Source organism: Alteromonas sp. KS69 (assembly GCF_003989595.1).
Lineage (GTDB): Bacteria > Pseudomonadota > Gammaproteobacteria > Enterobacterales > Alteromonadaceae > Alteromonas > Alteromonas naphthalenivorans.
In genome coordinates, this window is sequence record NZ_PYHU01000049.1 from 41,268 (window position 1) to 67,627 (window position 26,360).

25 protein-coding genes are annotated in these 26,360 nt (G+C 43.4%); 17 read left to right on the forward strand and 8 right to left on the reverse strand.

Annotated elements, in window-relative coordinates; genetic code table 11:
* Positions 1-146: 146 nt before the first annotated feature.
* Genes C7Y69_RS20470 through C7Y69_RS20480 form a run of 3 tightly spaced genes read left to right on the forward strand, consistent with a single transcriptional unit; the run spans position 147 to position 2,367 of the window.
* Positions 147-749, forward strand: coding sequence for a DUF2796 domain-containing protein (locus tag C7Y69_RS20470; RefSeq protein ID WP_126874005.1), 603 nt, complete (start codon positions 147-149; stop codon positions 747-749).
* Between the two features lie 40 nt (positions 750-789).
* Positions 790-1,209: a MerC domain-containing protein gene (locus C7Y69_RS20475; RefSeq protein WP_126874006.1), complete on the forward strand. Its 420-nt coding sequence runs from the start codon at positions 790-792 to the stop codon at positions 1,207-1,209.
* A gap of 21 nt (positions 1,210-1,230) precedes the next feature.
* Positions 1,231-2,367, forward strand: a complete 1,137-nt coding sequence (locus C7Y69_RS20480; protein ID WP_126874007.1) for a CobW family GTP-binding protein — start codon at positions 1,231-1,233, stop codon at positions 2,365-2,367.
* Between the two features lie 120 nt (positions 2,368-2,487).
* On the opposite strand, the gene C7Y69_RS20485 is transcribed toward C7Y69_RS20480, so the two are convergent.
* Genes C7Y69_RS20485 through C7Y69_RS20495 form a run of 3 tightly spaced genes read right to left on the reverse strand, consistent with a single transcriptional unit; the run spans position 2,488 to position 4,305 of the window.
* Positions 2,488-3,243, reverse strand: a complete 756-nt coding sequence (locus tag C7Y69_RS20485; protein ID WP_013786497.1) for a DUF3299 domain-containing protein — start codon at positions 3,241-3,243, stop codon at positions 2,488-2,490.
* 15 nt (positions 3,244-3,258) lie between these two features.
* Complete coding sequence (locus C7Y69_RS20490; protein WP_013786496.1) at positions 3,259-3,714, reverse strand: hypothetical protein; 456 nt, start codon at positions 3,712-3,714, stop codon at positions 3,259-3,261.
* A gap of 3 nt (positions 3,715-3,717) precedes the next feature.
* Positions 3,718-4,305, reverse strand: coding sequence for a DUF3299 domain-containing protein (locus C7Y69_RS20495; RefSeq protein WP_126874008.1), 588 nt, complete (start codon positions 4,303-4,305; stop codon positions 3,718-3,720).
* A gap of 204 nt (positions 4,306-4,509) precedes the next feature.
* Between C7Y69_RS20495 and C7Y69_RS20500 the strand changes: the two genes are divergently transcribed.
* The 4 genes from C7Y69_RS20500 to C7Y69_RS20515 all read left to right on the forward strand — a co-directional run bounded on the left by C7Y69_RS20500 (position 4,510) and on the right by C7Y69_RS20515 (position 9,072).
* The gene (locus C7Y69_RS20500; protein WP_013786494.1) at positions 4,510-5,268 is read left to right on the forward strand and encodes an ABC transporter ATP-binding protein; all 759 of its coding nucleotides are present in this window, start codon (positions 4,510-4,512) and stop codon (positions 5,266-5,268) included.
* The gene (locus C7Y69_RS20505) at positions 5,268-6,503 is read left to right on the forward strand and encodes an ABC transporter permease (RefSeq protein WP_126874009.1); all 1,236 of its coding nucleotides are present in this window, start codon (positions 5,268-5,270) and stop codon (positions 6,501-6,503) included. The genes C7Y69_RS20500 and C7Y69_RS20505 overlap by 1 nt, the downstream gene beginning before the upstream one ends.
* Positions 6,504-6,646: 143 nt before the next feature.
* The gene (locus tag C7Y69_RS20510) at positions 6,647-7,984 is read left to right on the forward strand and encodes a serine hydrolase domain-containing protein (protein ID WP_126874010.1); all 1,338 of its coding nucleotides are present in this window, start codon (positions 6,647-6,649) and stop codon (positions 7,982-7,984) included.
* 95 nt (positions 7,985-8,079) lie between these two features.
* A complete protein-coding gene (locus C7Y69_RS20515) occupies positions 8,080-9,072 on the forward strand; it encodes an LLM class flavin-dependent oxidoreductase (RefSeq protein ID WP_126874011.1) in 993 nt (330 codons plus the stop codon).
* 111 nt (positions 9,073-9,183) lie between these two features.
* Here the strand turns inward: C7Y69_RS20515 and C7Y69_RS20520 are convergent, their stop codons facing one another.
* The gene (locus C7Y69_RS20520) at positions 9,184-9,714 is read right to left on the reverse strand and encodes a cupin domain-containing protein (protein WP_260563920.1); all 531 of its coding nucleotides are present in this window, start codon (positions 9,712-9,714) and stop codon (positions 9,184-9,186) included.
* Positions 9,715-10,107: 393 nt separating this feature from the next.
* Between C7Y69_RS20520 and C7Y69_RS20525 the strand changes: the two genes are divergently transcribed.
* From C7Y69_RS20525 to C7Y69_RS20535, 3 genes are read left to right on the forward strand one after another with little or no spacing between them, the layout of a single operon-like run.
* Positions 10,108-11,130 carry an ABC transporter substrate-binding protein gene (locus C7Y69_RS20525; protein ID WP_126874012.1) on the forward strand — a complete coding sequence of 341 codons (1,023 nt, stop codon included), beginning with the start codon at positions 10,108-10,110 and terminating at the stop codon, positions 11,128-11,130.
* A 19-nt stretch (positions 11,131-11,149) separates the two neighbouring features.
* Complete coding sequence (locus C7Y69_RS20530) at positions 11,150-13,051, forward strand: ATP-binding protein (protein ID WP_013786489.1); 1,902 nt, start codon at positions 11,150-11,152, stop codon at positions 13,049-13,051.
* Between the two features lie 47 nt (positions 13,052-13,098).
* Positions 13,099-14,187 carry a sensor domain-containing diguanylate cyclase gene (locus C7Y69_RS20535; RefSeq protein ID WP_126874013.1) on the forward strand — a complete coding sequence of 363 codons (1,089 nt, stop codon included), beginning with the start codon at positions 13,099-13,101 and terminating at the stop codon, positions 14,185-14,187.
* Positions 14,188-14,210: 23 nt separating this feature from the next.
* Here C7Y69_RS20535 and C7Y69_RS20540 read toward each other — a convergent pair whose 3' ends face one another.
* Positions 14,211-15,209 carry an NADP-dependent oxidoreductase gene (locus C7Y69_RS20540; protein ID WP_013786487.1) on the reverse strand — a complete coding sequence of 333 codons (999 nt, stop codon included), beginning with the start codon at positions 15,207-15,209 and terminating at the stop codon, positions 14,211-14,213.
* Positions 15,210-15,544: 335 nt separating this feature from the next.
* Between C7Y69_RS20540 and C7Y69_RS20545 the strand changes: the two genes are divergently transcribed.
* Positions 15,545-16,900, forward strand: a complete 1,356-nt coding sequence (locus tag C7Y69_RS20545) for an OmpP1/FadL family transporter (protein WP_126874014.1) — start codon at positions 15,545-15,547, stop codon at positions 16,898-16,900.
* 105 nt (positions 16,901-17,005) lie between these two features.
* On the opposite strand, the gene C7Y69_RS20550 is transcribed toward C7Y69_RS20545, so the two are convergent.
* Positions 17,006-17,890: a LysR family transcriptional regulator gene (locus C7Y69_RS20550; protein WP_013786484.1), complete on the reverse strand. Its 885-nt coding sequence runs from the start codon at positions 17,888-17,890 to the stop codon at positions 17,006-17,008.
* A 361-nt stretch (positions 17,891-18,251) separates the two neighbouring features.
* On the opposite strand from C7Y69_RS20550, the gene C7Y69_RS20555 reads away from it, so the two are divergent.
* From C7Y69_RS20555 to C7Y69_RS20570, 3 genes are all read left to right on the forward strand, one after another.
* Positions 18,252-19,259 carry a 5'-methylthioadenosine/S-adenosylhomocysteine nucleosidase gene (locus C7Y69_RS20555; protein WP_126874015.1) on the forward strand — a complete coding sequence of 336 codons (1,008 nt, stop codon included), beginning with the start codon at positions 18,252-18,254 and terminating at the stop codon, positions 19,257-19,259.
* Between the two features lie 339 nt (positions 19,260-19,598).
* Positions 19,599-21,704, forward strand: coding sequence for a TonB-dependent receptor (locus C7Y69_RS20565; RefSeq protein ID WP_126874016.1), 2,106 nt, complete (start codon positions 19,599-19,601; stop codon positions 21,702-21,704).
* A 246-nt stretch (positions 21,705-21,950) separates the two neighbouring features.
* Positions 21,951-23,243: an NAD(P)/FAD-dependent oxidoreductase gene (locus tag C7Y69_RS20570; RefSeq protein ID WP_126874017.1), complete on the forward strand. Its 1,293-nt coding sequence runs from the start codon at positions 21,951-21,953 to the stop codon at positions 23,241-23,243.
* Between the two features lie 97 nt (positions 23,244-23,340).
* On the opposite strand, the gene C7Y69_RS20575 is transcribed toward C7Y69_RS20570, so the two are convergent.
* A complete protein-coding gene (locus C7Y69_RS20575) occupies positions 23,341-23,919 on the reverse strand; it encodes a YceI family protein (RefSeq protein ID WP_126874018.1) in 579 nt (192 codons plus the stop codon).
* A 22-nt stretch (positions 23,920-23,941) separates the two neighbouring features.
* A complete protein-coding gene (locus tag C7Y69_RS20580) occupies positions 23,942-24,469 on the reverse strand; it encodes a cytochrome b (protein ID WP_126874019.1) in 528 nt (175 codons plus the stop codon).
* A gap of 262 nt (positions 24,470-24,731) precedes the next feature.
* Here C7Y69_RS20580 and C7Y69_RS20585 point away from each other — a divergent pair, with 262 nt between their 5' ends.
* The 3 genes from C7Y69_RS20585 to C7Y69_RS20595 all read left to right on the forward strand — a co-directional run bounded on the left by C7Y69_RS20585 (position 24,732) and on the right by C7Y69_RS20595 (position 26,275).
* On the forward strand, positions 24,732-25,025 hold the full coding sequence (locus tag C7Y69_RS20585) for a hypothetical protein (protein ID WP_013786477.1): 294 nt from the start codon (positions 24,732-24,734) through the stop codon (positions 25,023-25,025).
* Positions 25,026-25,077: 52 nt separating this feature from the next.
* Positions 25,078-25,641 (forward strand): CBS domain-containing protein, encoded by a 564-nt coding sequence (locus tag C7Y69_RS20590; RefSeq protein ID WP_013786476.1) that lies wholly within the window; start codon positions 25,078-25,080, stop codon positions 25,639-25,641.
* A gap of 184 nt (positions 25,642-25,825) precedes the next feature.
* Positions 25,826-26,275, forward strand: coding sequence for a hypothetical protein (locus C7Y69_RS20595; protein WP_013786475.1), 450 nt, complete (start codon positions 25,826-25,828; stop codon positions 26,273-26,275).
* Positions 26,276-26,360: the final 85 nt, after the last annotated feature.

The window sequence follows — 26,360 nt, forward strand, 5'->3', positions numbered from 1 at the left end:
AAGTCAATGAAGGAAAAGAGCGCCATTTTCAACGAGAGCGAAAGTAATTTAAAAGGCCATTTGGGGATGGCCTTTGTTTATTTTAAAAGCGCTAAGCGTTAGTGTTCACACGTTATGTAGATCATAATTTATAAAAAGGTAGATTCATGAAAAAGCCCCATATAGCCATCTCTTTACTCTTTTTTTCTAGTGTAGGATTTGCAGTAAATGCACAGCAGCATGTACACGGGCAAGGCGAGCTTTTAGTTTCTCAAGAGGGGAGCATGCTTCATCTTCAGCTTGTATTACCTGCGGCAGATGCCCTTGGCTTTGAGCACGAGCCTGAAACGACCGAGCAACTAAATAGTCAAAATTTGCTTTCCGAACGTTTCACATTAAATACCAACGTGATTGATGTCGAAGGTAAATGCGAGTTAGTGGGTGTTGAGCACACATTAGAAGCGCATGATGACCATAATAAGAGCGACCATGAAGATGCTCACGAAGCGCACTCGGGTGATCACGACGAGGCGCACAAGAACGAGCATGCTTTGCACCAGGAACATGACGAGGATGAAGGGCACGAAGAAGAAAATCATCAAAATATTGAAGTTGAATATCAATTTCACTGTGATGATGCGGTGTCTGGCATTACCGTTACCCTATTTGAATCGATGCCATCGCTAAGTGCTATCCAAGCTCAGTGGATCACTGAACGTGGACAAGGTCTTTCTGAGTTATCTGCCGGTCAGCCAACGTTACGCTGGTAAGCTAAAAATCTGGTAGGTTAAAAATAAGGAACCATACTGAATGAATTTTCAAAAAATAAGCGATAAAGCTGCCATAGCACTGTCTATGCTATGCGTGGTGCACTGCTTATTATTTCCTGTTTTATTACTTCTTCTCCCGCCGCTAGCGGGCATATTAGCTTTAGATGACGAGTTGTTTCATAAAACGTTGCTGTTTTTCGTAGTGCCCATCAGTGTTATTGCACTCATGATGGGCTATCTTTACCACCGAAATCACACCATGCTTTTGGTGGGTGGTGTAGGGCTATCATTGCTTATTTTAGCCGCAGTGTTAGGGCACGATGTGTTGGGCGAATACGGTGAAGTGGTGTTAACGGTAATAGGGTCTAGCTTTATTGCATTTAGCCATATTCGAAACCTAAGACTACGCCGCCAAACAGATAATGAAACCGATTACCCGCACATCATTACACATAAATAACGGCGTCCAGGAAGGGTGTGTATGACATCAGGCAAGCTTGAAAAGTTAAGTGCTATTCCAACCAATATTATCAGTGGTTTTTTAGGCGTAGGGAAAACAAGCGCCATTTTATCCTTACTAGAGGCTAAGCCAGAGCATGAGCGGTGGGCTGTTTTAGTTAATGAGTTTGGTGAAATTGGTATTGATGGTGGCTTTTTTGAGGGCGTACATTCCGAACAAAGCGGTGTGTTTGTGCGTGAAGTACCCGGCGGCTGTATGTGCTGTGCTTCAGGGTTGTCTATGCAAATTGCGCTTAATCAGTTACTTGCACGCGCTCGACCCCATCGTTTACTCATAGAGCCTACGGGGCTAGGGCACCCAAGGGAAGTCTTAGAAGTGTTGTCAGCCGATCATTATCAAGAGGTGCTCAATATTCAAAAGAATATCACCTTGGTAGATGCCCGAAAGCTCACAGATATACGCTATACACTTCATGAGACTTTCAACCAGCAAATTGATGTTGCGGATATTGTCGTAGGTAACAAAGAAGATTTATACCAAGATGAATCTAAACAGCTGCTCATTGATTACGTTGCTAACCGCCGCTATCCCATGCCGGATATTGTTTTTGCACAGCATGGGAAGTTAGCGCCATCGTTGCTAGAGGGGGCTTCTGATGTGGTTAAAGCAATGAAGCAACCTATACCTCGTCATTCTCATGGTGATGAATATCACACCCATGTAAACACTGGTAGCGCTCAACACGATCATCAAGATCATCACGACCATAAGCACAATCAAGCTAGTAATATTAACGAAGCGCCCCTACCTGAAACCGGCTTTGTTAAAATTGAAAATAGTGGAGAAGGCTTTCAAAGTATGGGGTGGCGTTTTTCACCTTATATTGTCTTTAACCGAAACGCGTTACATGAATGGTTAGGCAAGCTGAAGGTGGAAAGGTTTAAAGCAATAATGATCACCCATGAAGGTATTTTTAGCTACAACATTGTAGACGATGCAATATCAGAAAAAGAATTGGATGATTGTTTAGAAAGCCGCATAGAAGTAATTATTAATGAATTGGATGCTTGTGAAGCAGATACTTCCAAATCGAACGCCGGTGACATTAGCGAGCTGTGGGAGCAGCAATTAGTTGCATGTCAGCTAGATGAAAACTAAATGCACTCTGCAATAAATGTTTACGAAATACTCACTAAATTCCCTTTAAATGCTTAGGAGAATAGCTAACGCAAACCTGTCAGCGTTTGTGAAAAATAGCATCTATTGTTCTTGATAAACCTAGTGAGCTCGAAAGTCATCAGGCTGACCATGGTAAGCCTCAATGTCGTGCACGTTAAGGATATACGCTGAGGTTCCAAGGGGGTCTTCAAACATACCCTGTTCTAAAATACCCGTTAACGTAAATGCATCGGCTAAATTGTGATGGGCAAATCCATCGGGCAGTTGTACAAAAATAATTTGATTGGGTGGTGGAGGGGGAAAGTGAATACAAGCGCCGTAGTAAGGCACCACGAAAAAGCTTTGTAGTGTGCGATCTTCATTCACTTCTATCGGTACAATAAAGCCGGAAATAGAAATCGCTTTGCCTAAAATGGTGTGTACTATATTGGTTGAGTGAAGGGCTGAAATGTAATTTTCATCGCTACTGGCTTGAATAGATAATAGCAATTGATTCGTTATAGACTGAACGGTGCCGATTTGGGTAGGCGATAAGTCACTTGTGTCGTTCCCTGATTGATATCGACGTAAGGTGGCTTCTTCTTGTTCTGGCAGTAAGTCTTGCCAACCTAAGCGCACTACACTTTTTTGTTCAACTTCTTGGCTGAATAAGGCCTGTAACTCAGGGTTGCTGGTCTGATAAAGTGCTTCGCTAGTGTATAACTGATGTTTTATGCTGGGCCAATATAGTTGAACTAGCCTGGCGAATACACTGCCAGCCACTAAGAAAACGAAAAGAAGTAGTACTATCTTCAATGGTTTGCGCTTAGCGTTAACTGCAGCCAGCTCGTTTTCTTTAGCAGCGACTTTACTCACTCCTTTATCCACTTTTTATGCTGAGCGTAGTTCAATTTTCTGACTCAGTGAAAAAGGCTTCCCATCACTTAATCCATTTATTTGGATAGAGATGTGCGATTGGCCTGGGCGCTTTACCGTAAACGTTAAGTTATAAACGCCAGAGTCTTGTTCCAGTAACACAGCGCTATCTCCCACTATTTCTACGCCATCGCTACCTATAAAACTAACGTTTACATCACGATAGCGTAGCGGTATTACGTAAGATATTTTCGCTGTGGCGGCTTCATCAATAATAACGTCTACCTGTTTAGCGTGTTTAACCGACAGGGTTTTGAACTCCGACGCCTGATAATGTTGCTGAGCAAGGGGGTGTAACCGATTAAAGCCAAAGCCCAAATTACCGCCGCCATGTAGGTCGCAAGCATGTGCGGCAGAAACCACTGTTAAAGAGGCTAGCAGGGCAGATAATAGTTTATTAAATCGTGTCATCAATTATCCCTCGTATGGTTTCACATTGACGTGCTCTAAACGGTACGCCGCGGTGCCCATCGCATTTTCAGTGGTGTCGATAGCCAAGGTGCCTTCGAACCAGAATGGATCGTACAAACTTTCCAGTTCAACACCTTGCTCAATACTCACGTAAATAATTTGATTGGGCGGTGGTGGAGGCATGTGAATGCATGCACCGAAGTAAGGTACGATAAAAAACTCTGTGACCATTTGCGATTCGCTGCTTTCAAGCGGAACAATAAAGCCAGGAATACGGATGGGTTTATTCTCAAAGGTTTTAACGACTTGCGTTGATGTCAGCGTTTGTTGAAAGCGATTGGTAGTTTCGTTATCAAAATCTTGATTGCCAAAGGCTTCCACGGAATCTTCTTGAGAGCCGTCTTCAATACCAGCTAAATAATCTGGTGGATTTAACAGCGCCGCCAAATCTTCTTCAGGCATTAACTGCGTCCATTCCACCTCTTGATAGTCAGATGCTTCGATATCTTCAGCATATGTTGTAGGATAAAAAAGCATGCCTGTTATCGCGACAAAAATACCAATGCGGGCGCGTAAGAAGAACTTCATCATTTTATTTAGCCAAGAATTATTATAACGGTTAGTATAAAACGTTATAACATAACATGTCTGGGTTGTACATTTGTCGTCTGACTGAGCGTGCCCTTATAGCAAAGTAGGCTTAGTTTTGGCTTGAATGGCGACCTAAAAGCGTTAGTGTCAGCTACATCCACTCTTACGCAAGCATCGCGTAATGCAAAAAGGAGATGATTCACGTTGTCAGCAGCACCAGAGCAACCTTTGAAAAATGAAGCACACGCCAAAAAGGCAGTGCCTAACCACGGCAATGCTATTGCGCTTAATGACGTTAAATATCACTATGCAGATTCAAACAGCAGTGGACTGCATATACCTACGTGGAAGGTGAATTATGGTGATCGTGTTTTCTTACATGGTCATTCAGGCTCTGGCAAAACCACCTTGCTTAATCTGTTAGCAGGGGTGCTAACGCCACAAAGCGGCGAGTTATCGTTACTGGGCAAGCCATTTTCCGCCTTGCCTGCCAGGCAGCGCGATAAGTTTCGCGCGCAGCACATTGGCGTGGTTTTTCAGCAATTCAATTTGATTCCCTACCTAAGCGTGCTTAAAAATATTGAGCTGGCCACATATTTTGCAAAGGCAGGCAAAACCAATGTGGCCGATGCGGCCGAAGCATTGCTGATAGGGCTTAATTTGCCCGCTACTATTCTTCATCAGCCCGCTAATTCACTGAGTGTAGGGCAGCAGCAGCGGGTAGCCATTGCCCGTGCATTAATCAACAAACCAGAAATATTACTTGTAGATGAACCCACATCTGCCTTAGATGCCGCCGCACGAGACGCCTTTATGACCATTCTTATCGATATGTGTAAGCAGCAGAACACAACACTGATATTTGTAAGTCACGATATGTATTTGAAAAAGTTTTTTGAAACCAGTGTAGAGATGTCCTCGCTAAAACAGTCCTCGCTAAAACAGCCAGCGGAGGCCAAGTAATGTTAGTGTCGTTAGCGTGGAGTAGTTTAGGTAGTCGCAAAAAATCAGTGATATTAACGTTTCTTTCGTTGCTGATTAGTATCAGTGTATTGCTAAGCGTTGAGCATATTCGCCAGCAGGCAAAAGAGAGCTTTAACCGAACTATTTCAGATGTTGATCTTATCGTTGGCGCCCCAAGCGGTCAGCTCAATCTCTTGTTGTATTCAGTGTTCAGGATGGGAAGCCCCACCAGTAACATCAACTATGCAAGCTATGAAGCACTGCAGGAAAGTAAATTAGTAGCGTGGGCAATTCCTATCTCTTTAGGAGATTCTCATCGCGGCTTTCGGGTAATGGGCACCAACGATAACTATTTTCAGCATTTCAAATTTGGTAACAAGCAAGCGCTCAGTTTTCAAAACGGTAAAGCTTTCGCGAGCTTATTTGAAGCGGTGATAGGCGCCGATGTGGCCAAAGATCTAGGGTATAAAGTGGGGGACAGTGTGGTGATTTCTCATGGTATTGGTAACACCAGTTTTACCAATCATGACAATACCCCTTTCACTATCACCGGCATACTTTCAGCCACTGGCACGCCAGTAGATAAAACCGTGCACGTAAGCTTAAACGCCATTGAAGCTATTCATTTATCGGCTTCAAAGCAAAACCAATTGCTCAACGATGCAAGCTCGGTAAATACCACGCCAGACAGTGTAACAGCGGTCATGCTTGGGCTAACCTCAAAGTTTGCGACCTTCAAACTTCAGCGCGATATCAACAACTACAAAACAGATAGGCTTATGGCCATACTGCCTGGCGTGGCGCTAACCGAGCTTTGGCAAATGATGGGTACGGTAGAAAACCTACTGCGAGTAATTAGCATTTTAGTGCTTATATCTTCATTGTTTGGCTTATCGACTATGTTGTTAGCTTCCATGCAGCAACGCAAAAACGAAATTGCCGTACTGCGGGTGTTAGGTGCAGGGCCTGGGGTTATTTTTACCTTGGTGTTAGTAGAAGCGTTAATTTTAGTATTGTTAGCGATTGTGGCGGCGATTGGGCTGCTTAGCGCAGCGTTAACCTTATCGAGTGATTGGCTTGCGTCTCAGTATGGTCTATTTTTAAGTGCAAATTTGCTTACAATAGAGACGTTAAAAGTGGTAAGTGTGATTACTTTGGCAGCCATTGTTACCTCGGCAATTCCTGCATTTGAAGCGTATAAAAACGCACTGCATAGTTCACTTTCTTCGAAGTAGCGGGTGGTACTGTATACTGATGGGTGACTGGTCAGCAACTTAGTTTACAGCGGCGAGCGTAGTCTTCACAAAGCACGCTTACGCGCTTAGTTAAATGGAATGATTTATATTCGCTCATAGCATGAGCCTGCAAGGAGCAAAAAATGAAAAAGTGCTTTAGTTTACTTCTCTTTATCTGCATTTTTAATGTGTCTGCGCAAAGCTTTGATACCGCTAAATTAGATAAGTATCTAGCTGCGCTTGATGAAAATGAAAAGGCAATGTTTAGTTTGGCAGTGGTAGAAGATGGCAAGCCTGTTTACGAAAATTCAATAGGTTATGCCGATTTAGCCACGAAGAAGAAAGCCAATAAACACACTCAGTATCGCATAGGGTCGATTACTAAAGTGTTTACATCTGTAATGATTTTTCAGCTCATCGAGGAGGGGAAACTTTCTTTAGATACTACATTGGCAGGCTTCTATCCCAATATTAAAAATGCCGATAAGATCACAATCTCTATGTTACTTAGCCACCGAAGTGGGATTCATAATTTCACTAACAAACCTGAATTTAGTCAATATATGACGTCACCCAAGTCAAAGGGTGAAATGATAGGAATTATCGAAGCGCTAGAAAGTGACTTTAAGCCAGGCAGCCAAACGCGCTATTCGAACAGCGGATATTTACTGCTGGGCTTCATCATAGAAGATATTACGAAAGCGACTTACGCCCATCAACTAAAACAGCGTATTAGCATGCCATTAAACCTAACGAGAACGATTTATGGTGCGGCTATTGATGTAAAGCGCAATCAAGCTAACTCATATAAACCTATCTCATCGGGTTGGGCTCCTGCAAGCCTCTCCGATATGAGTATCCCCCATGGCGCAGGTGCAATTGTCTCTACGCCCACCGAGGTCGCCTTGTTTCTCTCTGCCCTTTTTTCCGGTGAGCTAGTTTCTGAGGATTCGCTGAACCAAATGAAACAGGTAAATCAAGGTATAGGGCGTGGCTTGTTGCAATTCCCCTTTCACGACAAAAGGGCTTTTGGACACAACGGGCGAATTGACGGTTTTAATTCAGTCGTGGCTTATTTTGCTGACGATAACGTTGTTTTAAGCCTGGTTTCCAATGGGTTAAATTATGCGCTGAACGATATCAATATAGCCGTATTGAGTATTTATTATGGCCTTGATTATGAAATACCTGACTTGACCCAGATGCCAGTGGAGCTTGCGCAAGAATACCTTGTTAACTACGAAGGTGTGTTTATCTCCCCAGACATTCCTCTGAATATCACGTTAAAAGTCGATGATAGTGTGCTAACGGCGAAAGCTACAGGTCAACCGGTACTTGGTCTTACTCCGTATTCAGCCTCGGAATTTCGTTTCACGCCAGCAGGTATTGTTATTGTGTTTGAAAATGCCGGCGGTCTAGTTGACTATACTCGCTTCGAGTTACAACAAGGCGGCGGGAAGTTTAGGTTTACTCGAGAGTAAACCTAATATCGCGTATCTCGTGTGAACCGTGGCAAAGCCTTTCGGCGTATATTGAGTTTGCGATACACTGCAAAAAAACGTTTACGAGGTTAGCCATGTCATTGCCCCTTTCACTACTCGATCTTGCCCCTATTTCAGACGGGCAAAGCATAAGCGATGCATTAAGTAACTCGCGAGAGTTAGCTAAGCAAGCTGAGCGTAGTGGATATCAACGTGTGTGGTTGGCAGAACATCACGGTATGCATGGTGTGGCGAGTTCTGCTACCGCCGTTATGTTAGGCAACATTGCCGGCGCTACTAACCACATTCGTGTAGGTGCAGGTGGTGTAATGCTACCAAATCACGCACCATTGGTTATCGCCGAGCAATTCGGTACGTTGGAAACCTTGTACCCAGGTCGCATAGATTTAGGGCTTGGCCGAGCCCCAGGTACCGACATGGCTACCGCAAAAGCATTGCGTCGCAACCTTAGTAGCAACGCGCATGTAGACACCTACCCTGATGACATAAAAGAGCTTCAACATTATTTGGGAGCCCCAGAGCCTGGGCAGAAAATTATCGCGGTGCCGGGTGCCAACACACATATTCCGTTATGGTTGTTGGGTTCAAGTTTATACAGTGCGCAATTGGCTGCATCGGTTGGGTTGCCTTATTCTTTTGCGTCGCACTTTGCACCAGACCAGCTGTTCGATGCCTTGCATGTTTATCGTTCTATGTTTAAACCATCAGCGCAGCGAGAAACGCCTCACGTGATGGCGGGGTTAATGGCGGTTGTAGCCGATACCGATGAAGAAGCTCAGTACTTGTTCACGTCGGTTCAACAGCAGTTTATGAATATGCGGCGCGGGCTGAATAAGCTTTTCGCTAAACCTGTAGATGATTTATCTAATATTTGCAGCGAAGCCGATTACGCTATGCTGTCTCATGTATTGCGTTATGCGTTAGTAGGCTCAAAAGCGACGGTAACCACGCAGTTAGCTAAGTTTGTAGAAGCCACAGAAGTGGATGAGTTAATTGTTTCAATGCCCATTCATAATCTAGAGGCACGACTAAAAAGCGTTGCGCTTTTGGCCGAAGTGAAAATGTAGTCGAAACCAACGTCTAGCAGAAATGCGCCTATCTCTAAATGTGGATATGACACTTTGAATGGAATTAGAAAAGCCTGCTAAGAGCAGGCTTTTTACGTGTAGCAACGGGCATTATTTCTTATTCGCAAGGCGCTCAATAAGCGCTTTATGCTGAGGGAATTTTTCTAACAATTCATGCTGGAACACTTCAATCATATCTTCAGGTTCCCACCCAGGGGATACCGCTTCGCTCACCAAACCGTAGTCGCCATCGGTTAACTCGGCCGCTTTATAAGTGCCCCCAGGAACAGCAAGCTGCAACTGCTGGCCATTGGCAATATCAGGCCCTACTACCACTTTTTCGTAATGGCCATCTGGGTAAATCATGTGGTAAGTAATGGGCGAGCCCATATGATAAAACTCGATGCCATCGGAATACTTAGTATGAAAATGGTCAACACTGTTGTCGTTCGTAAGCATATAATAAATAGCGGTCATGGTGGTGCGTTCACCACGTGCTGTTGTTACTTTATCTCTGTGATCTGCTTTAAAGCTTTGGCGAAAATAGCCACCTTCAAAGTGATGAGAGAGATTGAGCTGTTCAATGACTTGTTCTTTCGTTAACGTATTCATGGTCTTGTGTGTCATTTTCTCATTCGTCATTTCGGTACTAGCTAAAGGCGAAAAGCTTGCCAGATACATGCTTAGACATATACCTAATGTTGTCATTTTATTGCTACTACATATATTCTGGGTAGTACTAGGCATAAGAGATTTTATTCGCCTCATAATATGGTTATTATCCTTAGTAGGTTTGCTCGTAACGGTTGGGCATCTTATATAGCCATTAAATCAAAAATGGGCTCCAAATCATAGAAGGCGCAGTACGTTAGCGCTCTTTTTAACGCTCAACCTAGCATAAACTATCTACAATCAAACTTATGGGTATTTTAAGCCTATATTATACGAACTTCGGCTATGCAGCGAAGTCGATTAACACTATGATATTTCAAATTAATCACCTACTCACTAGCTTAACAGTTGGGCTAAATAAAGATGAAAAAAACGTCACTACTCATCATGAGTATACTCCTTTGTTTTGTATTTCACGCTCAGGTTGAAGCTAAACCACTACGTGTGGTCATAATTGAAACGGCTCCTTTGCCCATTGTAGCTAATACGAAAGATGCTTTTCTCGACGAGCTCATACTCATAATGCCTGAACATGAAATAGAGATAGAAGTACATAACGCTCAGGGCTTAGAAGAACAGGCGAGATCTATTGTGCAAACGATTACGGAGCAGGAAGCGCCTGATTTGTTAGTGGCGATTGCTACCCTTGCCACCAGAGCGGTTTATAATTTTCCGGCGGCAGCTGAGATACCTACTTTATTTATGACAGTGGCAGACCCTGTAAAAGAGGGCATAGTCACTGCGTTTGGCGAACATAGCACGTCAAACATAACCGGTGAATCTCACGTATTAGATGCCAAGGTGAAGTTGGATATGCTTGATGGCTTACTAAAAGCCTCTGCACTGGAGGAACCCATCACTATTGGGCTGGTGCACTCAGAATACCCATCTTCAAAAAGTTCGGTAGAAAGCCTGTTAGCACTCGAGAGTCAGTATGATAACGTGAAGTTTGTGACGGTGAGCACCGCCTATGTTGAAGGCACTTTAGGGTTAGGTGCTATGCGTGCTGGTATAGTGGAAGTGCTTAAAGAAAAAGTAGAAACATCTGGCCTCGATGCTTATTGGCTTTCCACTGGCCCCTTGCTTCAAGCCGACGATCTCATCAATGTTATTTACAAAGAAACTAAACTATTACCGATTTTTGCCGAAAGTATAGAGTCAGTTCAACAAGGTGCGTTACTTGGCGTGGTAGCCGATGAAGAAAGTATCGGAAAATCAGGTGCCTTACGGGCCAAGAGGATCTTAAGTGGCGAGAAGGCCAATTCCATGCCAGTCACTAGGATGGAGAAATACACAATTGGGGTGAATGTATCCACTGCCATCAAGATGCATATTCCTATTCCGTCGTCGTATTTAAAGTTATCGAAAGATCACGTTTATCAATAAAGAGTAGTACCAGATATCTATGCGAATTAAGTCGAAACTTTTAGCTATATATATCCCCATTCTGTTTACAGGGATGGCGCTAACGGGCTATTGGGCCTATTTGACGGCTTATGACTCAGTGAGAGAGCGAGAATATCAGTTACTTACTCAAACCTTATCACTAACCTTTATTGAATTTGTGCGAGAGCGGCACGAATTGCTGGTGAATTCGGGTTTGGAAAATGTACCTGTATTTCGAGATGCCTATCAAAAAGAGGTGTTTGACGAGCTAGCAGAGCTTCATCAATCAACCGGTAAGCATTTTGCGGTAAGTGATAAGACAACGGGTGCTGAGCTATTTAGCACCTATGAAGAATGGGCACCCATCAATACTGCCAACGCCACCATCACCACTATTAATGCTACCGATATTGCATTTGGTGAATCTGAGTGGAGAGACCAAGATGTACTCTTTGCCTGTAGCAAGTTCGACCCTTGGAACTGGAAGCTTACGGTTAGCCAATCTACCGATGAGCTCGAATCATCATTATCAAAAATAGCTTGGCTAACCATCGCTATTACCTTGTTTACGGTTATTTTAGTGAGTTTATTCATAGGGAAAATTACTCAGTATTTTGTGGTATCCCCAATTGGCAAAATTAAAGATGCAACGAGCAGTATTGCCGGTAATCACAAGCGGGTTAGCATTGATGTAAGCGGCAAAGATGAGCTGAGTGAATTAGCCCAAGATGTAGAGGCCATGTCAGCAGACATCGAAAATTACGTGGAACGGGCACAAGCTGCCAATAAAGCCAAAACGGACTTTCTTGCCGTTATGAGCCACGAAATTCGCACGCCGTTAAACGGTATTCAAGGGCTTGCTACTTTATTGCTAGACACGCCGTTAGATGACAAGCAAAAGCAATATGCTTCAGATTTACGTTCTTCAGCCACCATTCTTGCCAATGTGATAAACGATGTACTCGATTTATCTAAAATTGAGTCTGGCATGTCAGAAGTTGATGTGACCGAATTTAATTTAGATAGCATGCTGAACGATCTTATTACCTTGCTAGGTATCAATGCGAGTGCAAACCACACGCGGTTAGAATATAAAAGTAAGAATTTGGACTCGGTAATGGTCACGAGTGATGTGACTAAACTGCGCCAGATAGTGATTAACCTAGCCAGTAACGCCATCAAATTCACACACAAAGGCACGGTGACGGTTACAGCAAGTCTTAAAAAGGTAGCTGGTCCATCGGTAGAAGAAAATCGTTTAGTCATTTCTGTGAAAGATACAGGCATTGGTATAGAACCCGATAGGCTTGAACATATTTTCGATAAGTTTACTCAATCCGACTCTTCTATTTCACGTCGTTATGGCGGCACAGGTTTAGGTTTGTCCATTGCTAAAGAGCTCTCACAGATACTAGGTGGCGATGTTAAAGTTATGAGCCGAGTGGGTGAAGGGTCGTGTTTTACTATGTCTGCTATGGTTAGCGCCCGCACTATTGATAGCGCGTCACTACAAGAAGCGCAAAGTAACCTAGATAAAAATACAATCCTTAAACCGGGTATTAGCGTACTACTGGCAGAAGACAATGCGATAAATGCCGTGGTGGCTCAGGCACTACTAGAACAGCTTGGGTGCACGGTTACTCATGTCGACAACGGTTTAAAAGCGGCCGTTAAAGTTGAAGAAGAGACCTTCGACGTTATCTTTATGGATATTCATATGCCAGTGATGGATGGTGTTGAAGCCACTAGGCGCATTCGAAGTTTACCGAGTGACGTAAGCCAAATTCCTATTATTGGGCTTACAGCAGAAGCCTTTAAAGAACGCCATGATGCCTTTAAACAAGACGGTATGAACGACGTAGTCACCAAACCTATTACCATTGAGGCATTGAAAGGTAGTCTACTTAAGCTAGCCCTATAGAAGCGTCTATACTTACTGAAAGATATTACCGGTGTCTGGAGAAAAAGGTGGAAGTGGTAAGAAAGCATAAAGAGATTTTAAGACTTCGAGTTGCTCTTATAATCGGTGCTTTGTTGCTTGCCTCTTTCATCTTGGCGGATATGGTGTTGTTACCTTCCCCTTTGTACGAGTTTTATCTTCAAAATCGCCTTTTGTATCAAATTCCAGTTATCTTTGCGGTTATCGCCCTTTCGTTCTCTCGATTCTTTTATGCTGCCAGAAGCTGGATTTTTGCAGGGCTGATGGTGATGTTAACCTTTGCAAATTATGTACTTATTTATCAAAGTTGGAGGGTATACGAATTTGCTTTTCCTTACGAGGGCACCATTTTATATGCATTTTATTGTGTATTTGCCTTAGGAGTTACCTACAAGCTGGCGTTGGCAGCATCGGCTATAAGTATCGTTGGATTTATTGGATTAATGGTAATCGCGCCTGTTTATGGCGACCGCGTCATGATTTCAACGTCATTTGTGGTTGGGTCGTTATTTATATGTGCTTACGCAAAATATCGTTTAGACAGAATAGTTATTCTTTTAAAATCAACAAATAAGAAGTTAAACACCTTAAGTCGTGAAGATCCGTTAACCAATCTTCTTAATAGACGTGCGTTGATGAAAGAAGGCGAGAGATTACTGTCGCTTAGTAAAAGGCAGAACCTTTCTTTCGCTGTTTTTATGCTCGATTTAGATGACTTTAAGAAATACAACGATGCCTTTGGTCACCAGCAAGGTGATGATGCCATTGTGGCGCAGGCTGATGTGATGCGCGCAGTGTTTCAACGGCAAACCGATATTCTGGGTCGTTATGGCGGCGAAGAGTTTATGGTTATCGTCAGTGGGGTTTCTGCAAGGCAAGTAGAACAGAGTTGCCAGCAAATACTCGACACTTGGGATGAAAAAGCCTTACCGCATGCACCAAATGCATCAGCGAAAACCGTCTCATGCTCTATTGGTGCTGTGGTTGTTAATAATGTGAAAAAGCAAACTCTAGAAGGCTTAATCAACCAAGCTGATAATGAGCTGTATCAAGCAAAGGCTGCGGGGAAAGGGACTTATTTACTATCGACGCTAAGTGAAATTAACGTCGATAGTTAACGCAGAAAACATAAGCGATAAGCTTAAAGTTTAACGATCATTTTCCCTTTATTGTCGCCAGAGAATAGCATCTGTAAACCCTCTACCGCTGATTCGATACCCTCAACCATGTGAGAACGATATTGAATCTTTCCTTGTTGTACGTAGGGCGATAGCTTTGCAACAAGTTGAGGTACTTCGCCCCAATGATCAGGCATCGCAAACCCTCGAACGTTAATGCGCTTTTTAATTAACGGTATCCAATTTGGGCCGGGAGCCGGGTTTTCAGATTGATAGTCGGCAATCATGCCGCAAACCACAATACGGCCATGCGTATTCATACGATTGAAAATATGGTGCTGAATAGGGCCGCCGGTGTTTTCAAAGAATACGTCAATTTTATCGGGGGTGAGCTCAGTTAATTTTGCTTCTAAATCGTCAGTTTTATAGTTTACTGCTCCGTCGAAGCCGAGCTCGTTGACAATCCAATCTGCTTTTTCGTCACTACCCACTACACCAATAACGCGAAGGCCGTCAGCTTTAGCTAGCTGACCTACAATTGAGCCCACCGAACCCGCAGCGCCAGTGACAACTAAGGTTTCACCTTCTTTAGGCTCACCAAAGTTATATAAGCCTGTGGTAGCAGTTAAACCAGGCAAAGCGAATACGCAAAGGGCCATCTCTTCGGTAATACCGGGCTGTAGCTTGTTGAAGCCTTCACCATTACTGACCAAGTATTCTCGCCAGCCGGTCATTCCCATGACTTTGTCGCCAACAGAAAAATCAGGGTTGTTCGACTCAATTACTTCACCCACACCGCTTGAGCGCATGACTTCACCAAGCTCAACAGGCGGAATATAACTTTCACGATCTTCACTCATCCACCCTAGCATTGCTGGGTCGAGCGACATGTAAGTTTGTTTAATCAGTATTTCACCTTTACCCGGGGAAGGAATATCTTGCTCACGAGTTTCGAACAAATGGGAGCCTATTTTTCTATCGTTTGGGCGATTGACCAATAGAATTTCTTTATTGCTAGACATGTGAATCTCTCCTTAGGCTGTTGAAATTATCTTGTACCACTGTTGTGGGGCTAGAAACTGCTTATACAAGCGTAATCACTAGAAAGGTCAAAAATAGCGTGATTAATCAAGTCTCCTCCAATTGAATATAGTGATAGGCAAACTCACCTGTTCACAAATAATATCAATTTTTGCAATCTATTATTTTCAAAGTGTTTACATCTTCTTTAATTGTGCCGCTAAAATTGTAAAAAATGCGATAAAACAGCGTGAATGGCGTTAACTTGCATTGAACAAAACATACCGTAATCGTAGAATGCGCCACTGCATATTTCCTGTTCTATAAGAGTATTTTTATGAAGCAACATTTTTCTTTACGCGCCTCTGTATGCTTAGCATTAGCCTCTATGGCATCTTCTTCTGTGCTAGCTGCTGGTTTCCAAGTAAATGAGCATAGTGCGAATGGTTTGGGTCGTGCCATGGCGGGCCAAGCGGCGAAGCCAGAGAATGCCTCTATTTTAGCAACCAATCCAGCTGCGATTGGTGTATTTAAAGAAGCTGAGTTTAGTGCATCAGTAAGCTTTATAGACCCGAATGTAGACATTTCCGGTAATGTGACTTATTCATTTGGGGATACCCTAGTTGGTGGTGGCGTTGCTAAAGAAGATAATATTGCTGAGACAGCATTTGTTCCAGGTTTCTTCTACGTTTCACCTATCAACGACAATTTTTCTGCTGGTGTAGGTGTTTTCACCACTTATGGCCTCCGTTCTGATTACTCTGATGACTTCGGCGCTTTACATTTCGCTGATACTGCAGAAGTTAAAACCGTTACGGTAAACCCAGCTTTGTCATATAAAGTGAACAAGCAGCTTATGGTCGGCTTTGGTTTAAACGTGACGTATGCAGAAGCTGAAATTGGTTCAGGTGTATCTAATACATTGGCAGCTACCATTGAAGGTTTAGAACCAACCGCACAGGCTTTAGGTATAACACTTCCCTCTCTTAACGCTGGATCGTCACTGTTTAGCATGGAAGGCGATGATGTGGGCTTCGGTTGGAACGTAGGTGTTTTCTGGCAGCCTAGTGAGTTAACTAACATCGCGTTGTCTCATCGCGCTGAAACAAAACTAGAGTTGGACGGGGCCGTATCATCAGAAACGCCTGTATTCCCGATAGAACTCAACCAGCCTGGTAGCCTAGACTTAAATCTTGCGGCTATTACAGAGCTTGCTATCGACCAGAAAATTGATGACCAGTGGTCTGTTCAAGCGAGTCTTACCTTCACTGATTGGAGTACTTTCCAAAAACTTGAAGCTAACTTAGAAGATGGCGAAAATTTCCTTATTAAAGAAGAAAACTTTGACGACTCATGGCGCGGATCTATTGGTGTAACGTATATCCTAAATGATGAGTTTACTTTACGTGCAGGTTACGCTTACGACGATGGAGTAGTATCGGTGGAGAATCGTTCATTGAGTATTCCTGATACTGACCGTCATTGGATATCAGGTGGTTTAACTTATACTATGAGCGAAAACACATCGATTGACGCTGCGTATGTATTTATTGATGGTCGCGAAGCGTATATTAATAAAGATAGAACTATCCTTAGCGATGTTTTACCAAATACAGACTTCACCACTAACTTTACAGGTACGCAGTCAGCAACAGCACATATTTTAAGTGTACAGATGAACACACGCTTTTAAGCTAAATCATCAAAAAGTGGCAGCGTATTGGTTTGCTACTGACTGACGAAAAAGGCCTAAACGCAAGTTTAGGCCTTTTTAGTGAAAGCGATTAATTCGTAAAACCTAAATCTCAGAGAACCAATCTTGCAAGCATGTAATAGCTGCGCTTATTTTAGCAGGAACCAATTCCCGCTTTGGCGTAACCGCATATACGGTGTAATCAGGTAACGACCAGTCAGTGAATAGCTGCTTCATTGAACCCTCACTAAGTAAGTGGCGCACCTCTGGTTCAGGCAACACTGCATATCCAAGACCATCACGGGTAAGCTGAATTAAGGTCTGCATTGAATCAAGCTCAATACGGCTCGACGTTAGTGGCACTTTATCAAACTTGTCGTGCTTCATTACATATTCTTCTATATGACGGTGAGAAATATAGGAATACTCTTGAAGAATTTCGGGCGACTCAAGAGGCGATTTTGCCAAAGGGTGGTCAGCCGATACACAAAGAATTCGTCGCCATGTGGCCAACTCTAAACTGCTGAAGTTAGTATCAGATACTGGGGTGAAGCCAAGCAGTAAGTCGGCACCGGAAACAATAATGTCTGTAGGTTGGTCGGTTAGCGTCAGCGATACATTTATTTTTGGAAAATCCTCACATAACTTCTGCAAGGGCTGACTTAATAAGCCTCCACCAAAACCTTCTGGGGCAATAATATTGACTTTACCTGAAGGCGCATCTTGAAGCGTTTCAATACGCTCTTGTGCTTCAACCGCGGTATCTAACATCTTTTTGCTGGTGTCGTAATAGATCCTTCCAGCCTCGGTAAGGCTCAAATTTCGTGTATTACGGTTAAATAAACTCAGCCCAATGTCTTGTTCAAGTTTTCTCAGTTGTTGGCTAATGGCCGAAACGGTCATATGCAGGTTTCGGGCTGCAATACTCATGCTACCGCTTTCAGCGACCTCAACAAAAATTTGCAGAGAGCGAAGTAGTTTCATGTTCATTGGTATTTGTATCCTCATCGATACGAGTCAGTTGGTCTCGCGTTGCTTTTTTAAGTCCTTTTATCTCCTATAAATGTAATCCAATAAGGGTAACTACACATCCATATTCAGCTTATGAAACTGCAACTAAGCGCGTTTTATTCTATTGAGGATAAAGAATTAGTTTAAAAAGCGAAATAAGATAGTCTTTGCAGAATGTCATTTGTTAGGGGGGTGTATCCAGTGTTTTTAATATTTGTAAAATGCGGATATAACACTTTCTTTAACACTGAAAACTGGTACGTTAAGAATAAAACAGCGAAGAGCGAGCATGCTATCGCTCTCCACTCGTTCCACTAAAAATCAAATAAGAATGGTGATTATGAAACTTCGCGATATTTCGCTTCTGCTGTGTATGTCATTTGTTGTGGTGATATCAGGGTGTACTACAACTTCAACTAACACGACACCTCAATATGGGCCAGCTACTTTCACGGGTGATGAATTTACTGCGGTTGTGGTTGCATACGCGCCAGAAATGGAAGGTATTTTAGGTAGGATTGCGTCCGATCCAGATGCACAAATTCATACTACTACCACAATTAAAGGCATTACTTACCGAATTGGCACCTATCATGACGAGCCAATATTGGTTTTCGCTACTGGGATGAGCATTGCAAACGCGGCAATGTCTACGCAAATGGCACTCGATTATTTCCCTGTTAAGCAAGTGGTCTATATGGGCATCGCGGGCGCGGTGAATCCAAAATGGCAGCCGGGGGATGTTATCGTACCCGAGCGTTGGTACTACCATGACGAAAGTGTATATACCAACGAAGACCCAGAAAATCCTGGTGAATACGTGTTACCCGCCTATTACGAAAAATTTATGGAAGAGCAGCCTTCTCGTTTAGCAGCCGACCCTCATTATCCTAAATATAAGCCTTTTCACTTTATCCACCCAGATGAAGTATTGATTGTAAAAGACGGTATGGATAAGCCACAAGATACGCCTTATTTCACTGCCTCGCCAAAGCTACTAGCCGCGGCGAAAACAGCAATGGCTGAAATGCCAATTCAACGTATTTTGGATGAACGTGATGCCAAGCTTCATGTAGGTGGAAATGGTGTTACCGGCTCGGTGTTTATGGATAACCGAGAGTATCGTAAATGGGTTAGAGATGTGTTTACGGCTGAAGTCACCGAAATGGAATCTACTGCGATTGGCCAAGTGTGCACAATCAACAATGTGGACTGGGTTATTATTCGCGCTATCAGTGACTTAGCGGGTGGCCAAGAAGGCGTGAATACAGAAAATTTGTATGATAAAGAAGTGTCTCGCGTAGGCGCAAATGTATTATTTGCTGTGCTAGACGAGTTAGCTGAATAGATAGATTCTGATCTATTCAGAAGGCTAAATAGATTAGCAGCCGAGGATAAATAACATCCTTTCAAATAAAAAGGGCGAGGCAGACTTATAACATTATCGAGTTTGCCTCGCTTTTTTGTTTTCTCTTTCGCTTTTTAGCGAATAGTACGCACCATATTGATGGTGGTGGTAGCCAGTTTCACTTCCACAAGAAATACCACAAGCGCACAAATTAGAAACATCATTTCATCGCTAAATAGTTAACGATACAATTGACCTTATAGTTAGCAACAACGTTGTGGTCGAATGACACGCATTATACGTATGTTAATCTCGCCAAATCTTTAGAAAGGACAAGCAATGAGCTCCACATTTAGGTTATTTTTACATGGCCTTAGCACCGTGACAGTGGTGTCGTTTTCTTCTTTTGCTGCCGCGCAAATCCCAGAGGGCTCAAACAGTGGAAAAAGCATAGCGTCAATAGAACGCGTGGTAACAACGGGAAGTAGAATTGCTAATTCCACCGCAAACTCAGGGTATGTGGTGTCTACGGTTTCAAGCGATGACATAAACTTTGTTTCACCAAGCCATATACAAGAAGTGTTGAATTTTATTGCAGGTGCTGGTGTTCAGCGAGGTAATGGGCAGGAATACCTACCTGCTTTACGCTCGCCAGTGCTTACCGGTGCTGGGGCATGTGGCGGTATATTGGCCGCTGAAGATAACATTCCCTTACGCGCAGCAGGTTTTTGCAATATAAACGAGTTGTTTGAAGCGCATGGTGAAATGGCAGAACGCATAGAGGTGTTAAAAGGTCCTGCTTCCCCCTTGTATGGCTCTAACGCTATTCACGGCGTGATTAATGTTATTACCCCCGATGTTACCCAAGATACTGCCTTATATGGAATTGACTATGGTTCTTATGGTTATAGCAGGTTGAAACTGCGGCAAGGTAAAGACTTTGGTGAGTCTGGTATAGGCATTAATGCGAGTATTACCCGCGACGGCGGGTATCGAGACGAAGAAAGTGTAGATCAAGAAAAGGTTAATCTCAGGCATCGCTACGAAGTTGATAACCTAAAAGTAACCAGTGGGTTGACGTACACCCATTTAGATCAAGAAACCGCCGGTTACATTACCGGGTTTGAAAGCTATAAAGATGAAGATATCGCCCAAGGTAACGACAACCCTGAAGCCTTTCGAAAAGCGAAAAGTTTGCGAATATGGAGCAAAGTAGATGTGGCGTTAAGCGGCGACAACGCATTGTCTATTACGCCGTATTATCGCGATCAAAGCATGGAATTTCGCATGCACTTTTTACCCGGTACACCGCTTGAAGAAAATGAGCAAGAAGGGTTTGGTGTACTTTCCCAGTATCACCATGTGGTGAACAACACGTTAAGTTTTGATGCCGGTTTAGACGCTGAATATACCCAAGGTAGCTTGGTGCAAGCACAAGATGGCGCTACGATTGGCTCTGCATTTTTAGTGGAAACCGTACCGACGGGGCTTCATTACGATTATCAGGTAGACGCTACCCTTTATGCTCCGTTCATTGCGTTAAATTGGCAACAAGCGTCGTGGGCGGTTTCTTTAGGGGGGCGTTATGAATATATGGACTATGATTACACCAACAATATGCTATCGGGTCGTACCCGCGACGATGGCACCGAATGTGGTTTTGGTGGATGTCGGTACGCAAGGCCTGAAAGTGGCACCAACGATTACAGTAACTTTAGCCCTAAACTCTCGGTAAGTTTTCAAAGCAGTGAAACAACCCAATGGTATGCAGGGTTATCTAGAGGTTATCGTGCCCCGCAAGCGACAGAGCTTTATAGGTTACAGCGCGATCAACAAATTGCCGACTTGGACTCGGTCACCGCCACCAATGTAGAAGTGGGTGTTAAAGGGCAACACAAAGCCTTTAGCTATGTGGTGTCTGCTTATAGCTTAACCAAAGACAATGTAATCTATCGTGATAGTGATTTTTTCAATGTAAGCAATGGAGAAACCTGGCACAGAGGGGTAGAGCTAACCCTAAACTATCAAATCAGCCAAGGGTTTGATTTGGCGTTTGCAGGCAGCTATGCCAAACACACCTATGAGCACAGTGAAATTGTGGGCGAAGTTGATATTAAGGGCAACGATATTGATACGGCGCCAAACCTTACCTTCAATGCTCGCGTAGGGTACAGCTTTACCCAAAGTACTCGGGCTGAACTCGAGTGGCAGCATGTCGATGAGTATTATACCGATGCTGAAAACCTTAACGAGTACGAAGGGCATGATTTATTGAACCTTCGAGCCTCTTGGGCAATTTCGCCTGAACTTTCAGTGTATGCAAGAGTAAATAACTTGCTCGATACCGCCTACGCTGAGCGAGCCGATTACACGTCCTTTACCGCCGATAGATACTTCCCTGGGCGGCCAAGAAACGTAATGTTCAGCGTTGATTATCAGTATTAGTTAAAACCATTATCTACTCTGGTATAAAAAGCGGTAGCGTGTATCTCACGGTTACCGTTTTTTTTGGCCTTTTTTATCGTACGCCTTACTAGAACCAACCTGTCAGGCTTGCGAGAAAATGCGTTCAGGCGTACTGTTAACCCCACATATGCAGCGAATACCTTTAGTCGCGCCAGGTATATCATTTCAATAATTTTGGATTATGAAAGATGAGATACGTGGAATGATTAAATTATAGGTAAACCCATGCAAAAAATAGTTGTTGTCGGTGGTGGCGCTGGAGGTCTTGAACTTGTAAGCCGCTTAAGCCGCACCCTCGGGAGAAAGAACGAAGCAGAAATAACCCTAGTTGACAGAAGTCGCACTCACATTTGGAAGCCCTTGCTTCACGAAGTGGCTGCTGGCGTTATAGACAAGCACTCTGATGGCGTTGATTACGCTATTCATGCTGCGGCACACCACTATCGCTTTCAGTTAGGGAGTATGTGTGCCATTGATGCAGAGGCCAAAACTATCACGCTTGCGCCATTATTCGATGATGAGGGAGTGTCGATATTACCCGAACGTAAAATACCTTACGACCAATTGGTATTGGCGATTGGTAGTGTCAGTAATGACTTTGGAACGCCAGGCGTTGCGCAAAATTGTTACTTTCTTGATTCATTGGTTCAAGCTGAACGCTTTCACAAAGGGTTGTTGAATCAGCTAATTCGTATTAATCAGCAAGAAGATGAAAATAGCTTTATGAAAGTGGCTATTGTGGGCGCGGGCGCGACGGGTACTGAATTAGCCGCTCAGCTTCATCATGTTGCTAACTTATCGAAAACCTACGGCATGCCGGGTATGTCAGCGTCCCGTTTAAAGATAACTATTGTAGAAGCGGGAGAGCGGATATTACCTGCGCTACCAGAGCGTATCGCCAATTCTGCTCGTAAGGCGCTGCATAAACTCGGTGTAGACATCAAAGAAAGCACTATGGTGGCAGAGGCTGATGAAAATGGCCTTATCACAAAAGATGGAAGCCGCGTAGATGCTGATTTAATGGTATGGGCGGCAGGGGTGAAAGCGCCGGATTTCGTCACCGAAATGGGCATTTTTGAGACCAACCGCGCAAACCAAATTCTTGTTAATAAGCACTTACAAAGCACTGGCGACAGTAACATTTGGGTTATTGGTGATTGTTGTGGCTTCAAACAAGAAAACGGTAAATGGGTACCACCTAGAGCCCAGTCTGCGCATCAAATGGCAGACACGGCGGCAAACAATATTATTGCATTACAGCGGGGGAAAGAATTAAAAGGCTATGTCTATAAAGATTATGGCTCGCTAGTGCATTTAAGTAACTACAGCACCGTAGGTAGCTTGATGGGGTCGTTATCAAATTCAAGTATGTTCATTGAAGGGCGTTTAGCCAAGATAGTTTATATCTCTTTATACAACATGCACCAATTTGCAGTACACGGAAAGCTAAGAGGCGCACTAAAGCTGCTACTTAAGAAGCTGAGTTATGCGATTAGCCCTAAGTTAAAGCTGCATTGATTTACAAGGCATAACTCATGTCTGGGTAAGTTATATCTAGCCTGTAAACGTAAAAAGCCCGCATCAGCGGGCTTTGTTATTTTATAAGTGTAGAACGTTACTGTTTAACACCTTCAACGTGAAGAGAAAGCTCAACGGTTTGTGACGCGGGACCTAAGTCATAGTCAATGCCGTAGTCTTTTAGCGCAATAGTAGTAGTGCCTGAAAAACCAGCACGATAACCGCCCCACGGATCGCTACCTTCACCAATTTTTTTGGCTTCAATAGTCACGGGCTTAGTCACACCATGCAGCGTAAGGTTACCCGTGATGTCCAACATACCGTTGCCTTTGTCAGCCACTTTTGTGCTAACGAATTTAGCTTCTGGGAAATCATCCGCATTTAAAAAGTCGTCGCCTCTTAGATGCTTATCTCGTTCTGAATGGTTTGAATCTATGCTATCGGTCTCGATAGTCACTGAGACAGACGCTGCAGCAGGGTTATTTTCATCGTAGCTAAATGTGCCTTTAAAGTCGTTAAAGCGGCCGGTTAGCCATGAGTAACCTAAATGCTGAATTTTGAAATTAACTGATGCATGAGCACCTTTGGAGTCAATAATATAATCAGCGGCGTGAGCTGAACTTACCGCTGTATTGAGTGCTGCGGCCGTCACTAGTGCAAGTGTTAACTTCTTCATAAAATCTCCTTAATATCAGTGTTTAGCGAAGCCTCAACATCTGCTTCAGCGTGTCGTCTTTATCAATGAAATGGTGTTTCAATGCCGCTAACCCATGTAAAGAAGTCAGCACGATTAATGTCCAAGCCAGGTAGAAATGCACCTCGCCAGCCAGGTCTTCTTGATGTTCTATAAACTCACCAAGCCCTGGTACCGCAAACCAGTTGAATACATCTATGGCTCTGCCATCGGCAGTTGAAATAAGATAGCCCGAGGTAAAAAGCGCTAAAAGAACAAGGTAAATAGCACTGTGTCCTAATTTACTGGCCAACTTCTCAAACTTGTTGCCAAAGGTCGCTGGTCGCTGGGTAGATACGCGCGAAATCAACCTCACTAAAGTCACAGCAAACAACAGTAGCCCTACACTTTTGTGCCAATGGGGCGCGGTTTTGTACCAATCACTATAGTAGGTCAAATCTACCATCCATAGCCCTGAGGCAAACATACCTACCACAACCAGAAAGGTGAGCCAGTGAATTAAGATAAGCCAAAGAGGCCAGCGTTTTTTCATAAATGAATGAGCAATAGAACCAAATTTTAAAATCAGTCTACTGGAACAGTTCAAGAGTGAATATTGCAAAGCTTATAACAGTGCGTTCTATTTATTAGAATGAATGCGTAGGGTGTAACGTCACTTATATTTAGTAATTAGATAATAAGCGATAAATCGTCTAAAAATTGAGGCGGGCTTAAGTGATAGTGAATAAAAAAGCCATATAGTATTAGGTAAGGGTGAGTTAACCCGTTTTTTAAATGTTGCTGGAGTTCTTCTTTTGAATCTTTTGCTGTTGCTACTCACAATGTCGTTCTTAGTACCTGAAAATGGTGCTGGCAATGTATTGAGCAAAGAGATTTCACAAGTATCGAATGACATTAGCATTCAATATTTAGCCTCTTCAAATCTAGATCAAGCCAGTGATAAAGACGAGCTTGATGATGGCGCCTACTTTTTAAGTGCTTTCTTCGCGAGTAGCAAGGTTCCCAATACTCGCTTTTTTACTTACACACTTCTCAGCGATGCAGACTATGCAGCGCACCCTATTCGCGCGCCACCCCACTTTAGTTAAACAAAGTTTTCATCCATCTATCTAATTTGTTTACTATTTTAAGGGGAAGGTAATGCATACCTTACAACTTCATAAAACCGATGCCGCCGATCGTCTAGCTTGGCCTGTTGTTGAAAATAAAGTGTCTGTCACTTCGTCAGCGATGGCGGTGTTCACAGATTTCAAACAATACATGCCACACGTGATTGACGAAAATGCACCTGCTACACGCGTTGAAAAAATCATGCGTCAATCTCATGTCCGTATGATGCTGGTGGTAGATGCCAATAATGCATTCACCGGCATTGTTACGTCACAAGACGTAAGCGAACAGCATATTGTGCAGAAAATTGCTGAATTAAAAGTGCCTAGAGATGGGTTAGTGGTGCGTGATTTCATGCAGGCTAAAACGTCACTAATGTCATTTGATTTCACAGAATTGACAAAATCGTCAGTCGGGGATGTGGTAGAAACCCTTAGAGACTATGGGCAGCATCATTGTTTAGTGCTCGATAGAGATTCTCACGAGGTGCGCGGTGTTATTAGCGTAAGTGATATTGCTCGAGAATTAAGAGCGCCTCTTGATGTTCAAGATAAGCCTACGTTTTCACAGTTGATTCGGGTGTTAGCTGCATAGCTTACTCCGTTTACCCCTGTTAAATGCCACGGCAGAGGCTTTTGACTATGCCCGCATCGCGCTTGTAATTGCTTCACTTTACCATCATGCCCTCACAATATTGAGGGCGCGATGGTTTACTACATTTCGAATTTTGAAATCATTGACTATAGTTTGATTGTGAAGCATTGAAGAGCGGAGAATTATGAAACCAGTACATGGCTCATTTGTAGTTACTCGGTGCGGTAATATTATGCTTACTCAAGCTTATGGCCCCTGGAATAGTGAGTGTGTCAATGGCTTAGTGCTTGATTACCGAGATAAGTCTATCGATATGCATGGCAGTAATTGGGGTGATATTGTCGTTCTTGAAGGGGAGTCCCTGCTTATTCCCGATGCCGAAAACCTTCTGGCTGAACGTATATCCGCAGTACGTCACCTTGGGTTAACACATCTAGCGTTGGTACTTGAATCATCCTTAGTAAAATCAACCACCCGAAATCAACTTGACGCGGTATACCGTCAAACCGGTGTAGACTTTACTTTCTTTGATACCTACCCGGAAGCAAGGGCGTGGTTAACTCAACTAGGTTACACTCTTGATGAAGATGCTGAGCGCTTTCATTTTGTAAAAACCAAACAACATTGTCAGTAGCTGTAGGCGGCTCGGCAAGTTGGAATGATTTTCGCAATATTCTCGATAAGTAAGATGTTTTAAACGACTGAAATCGAGGCCAAAC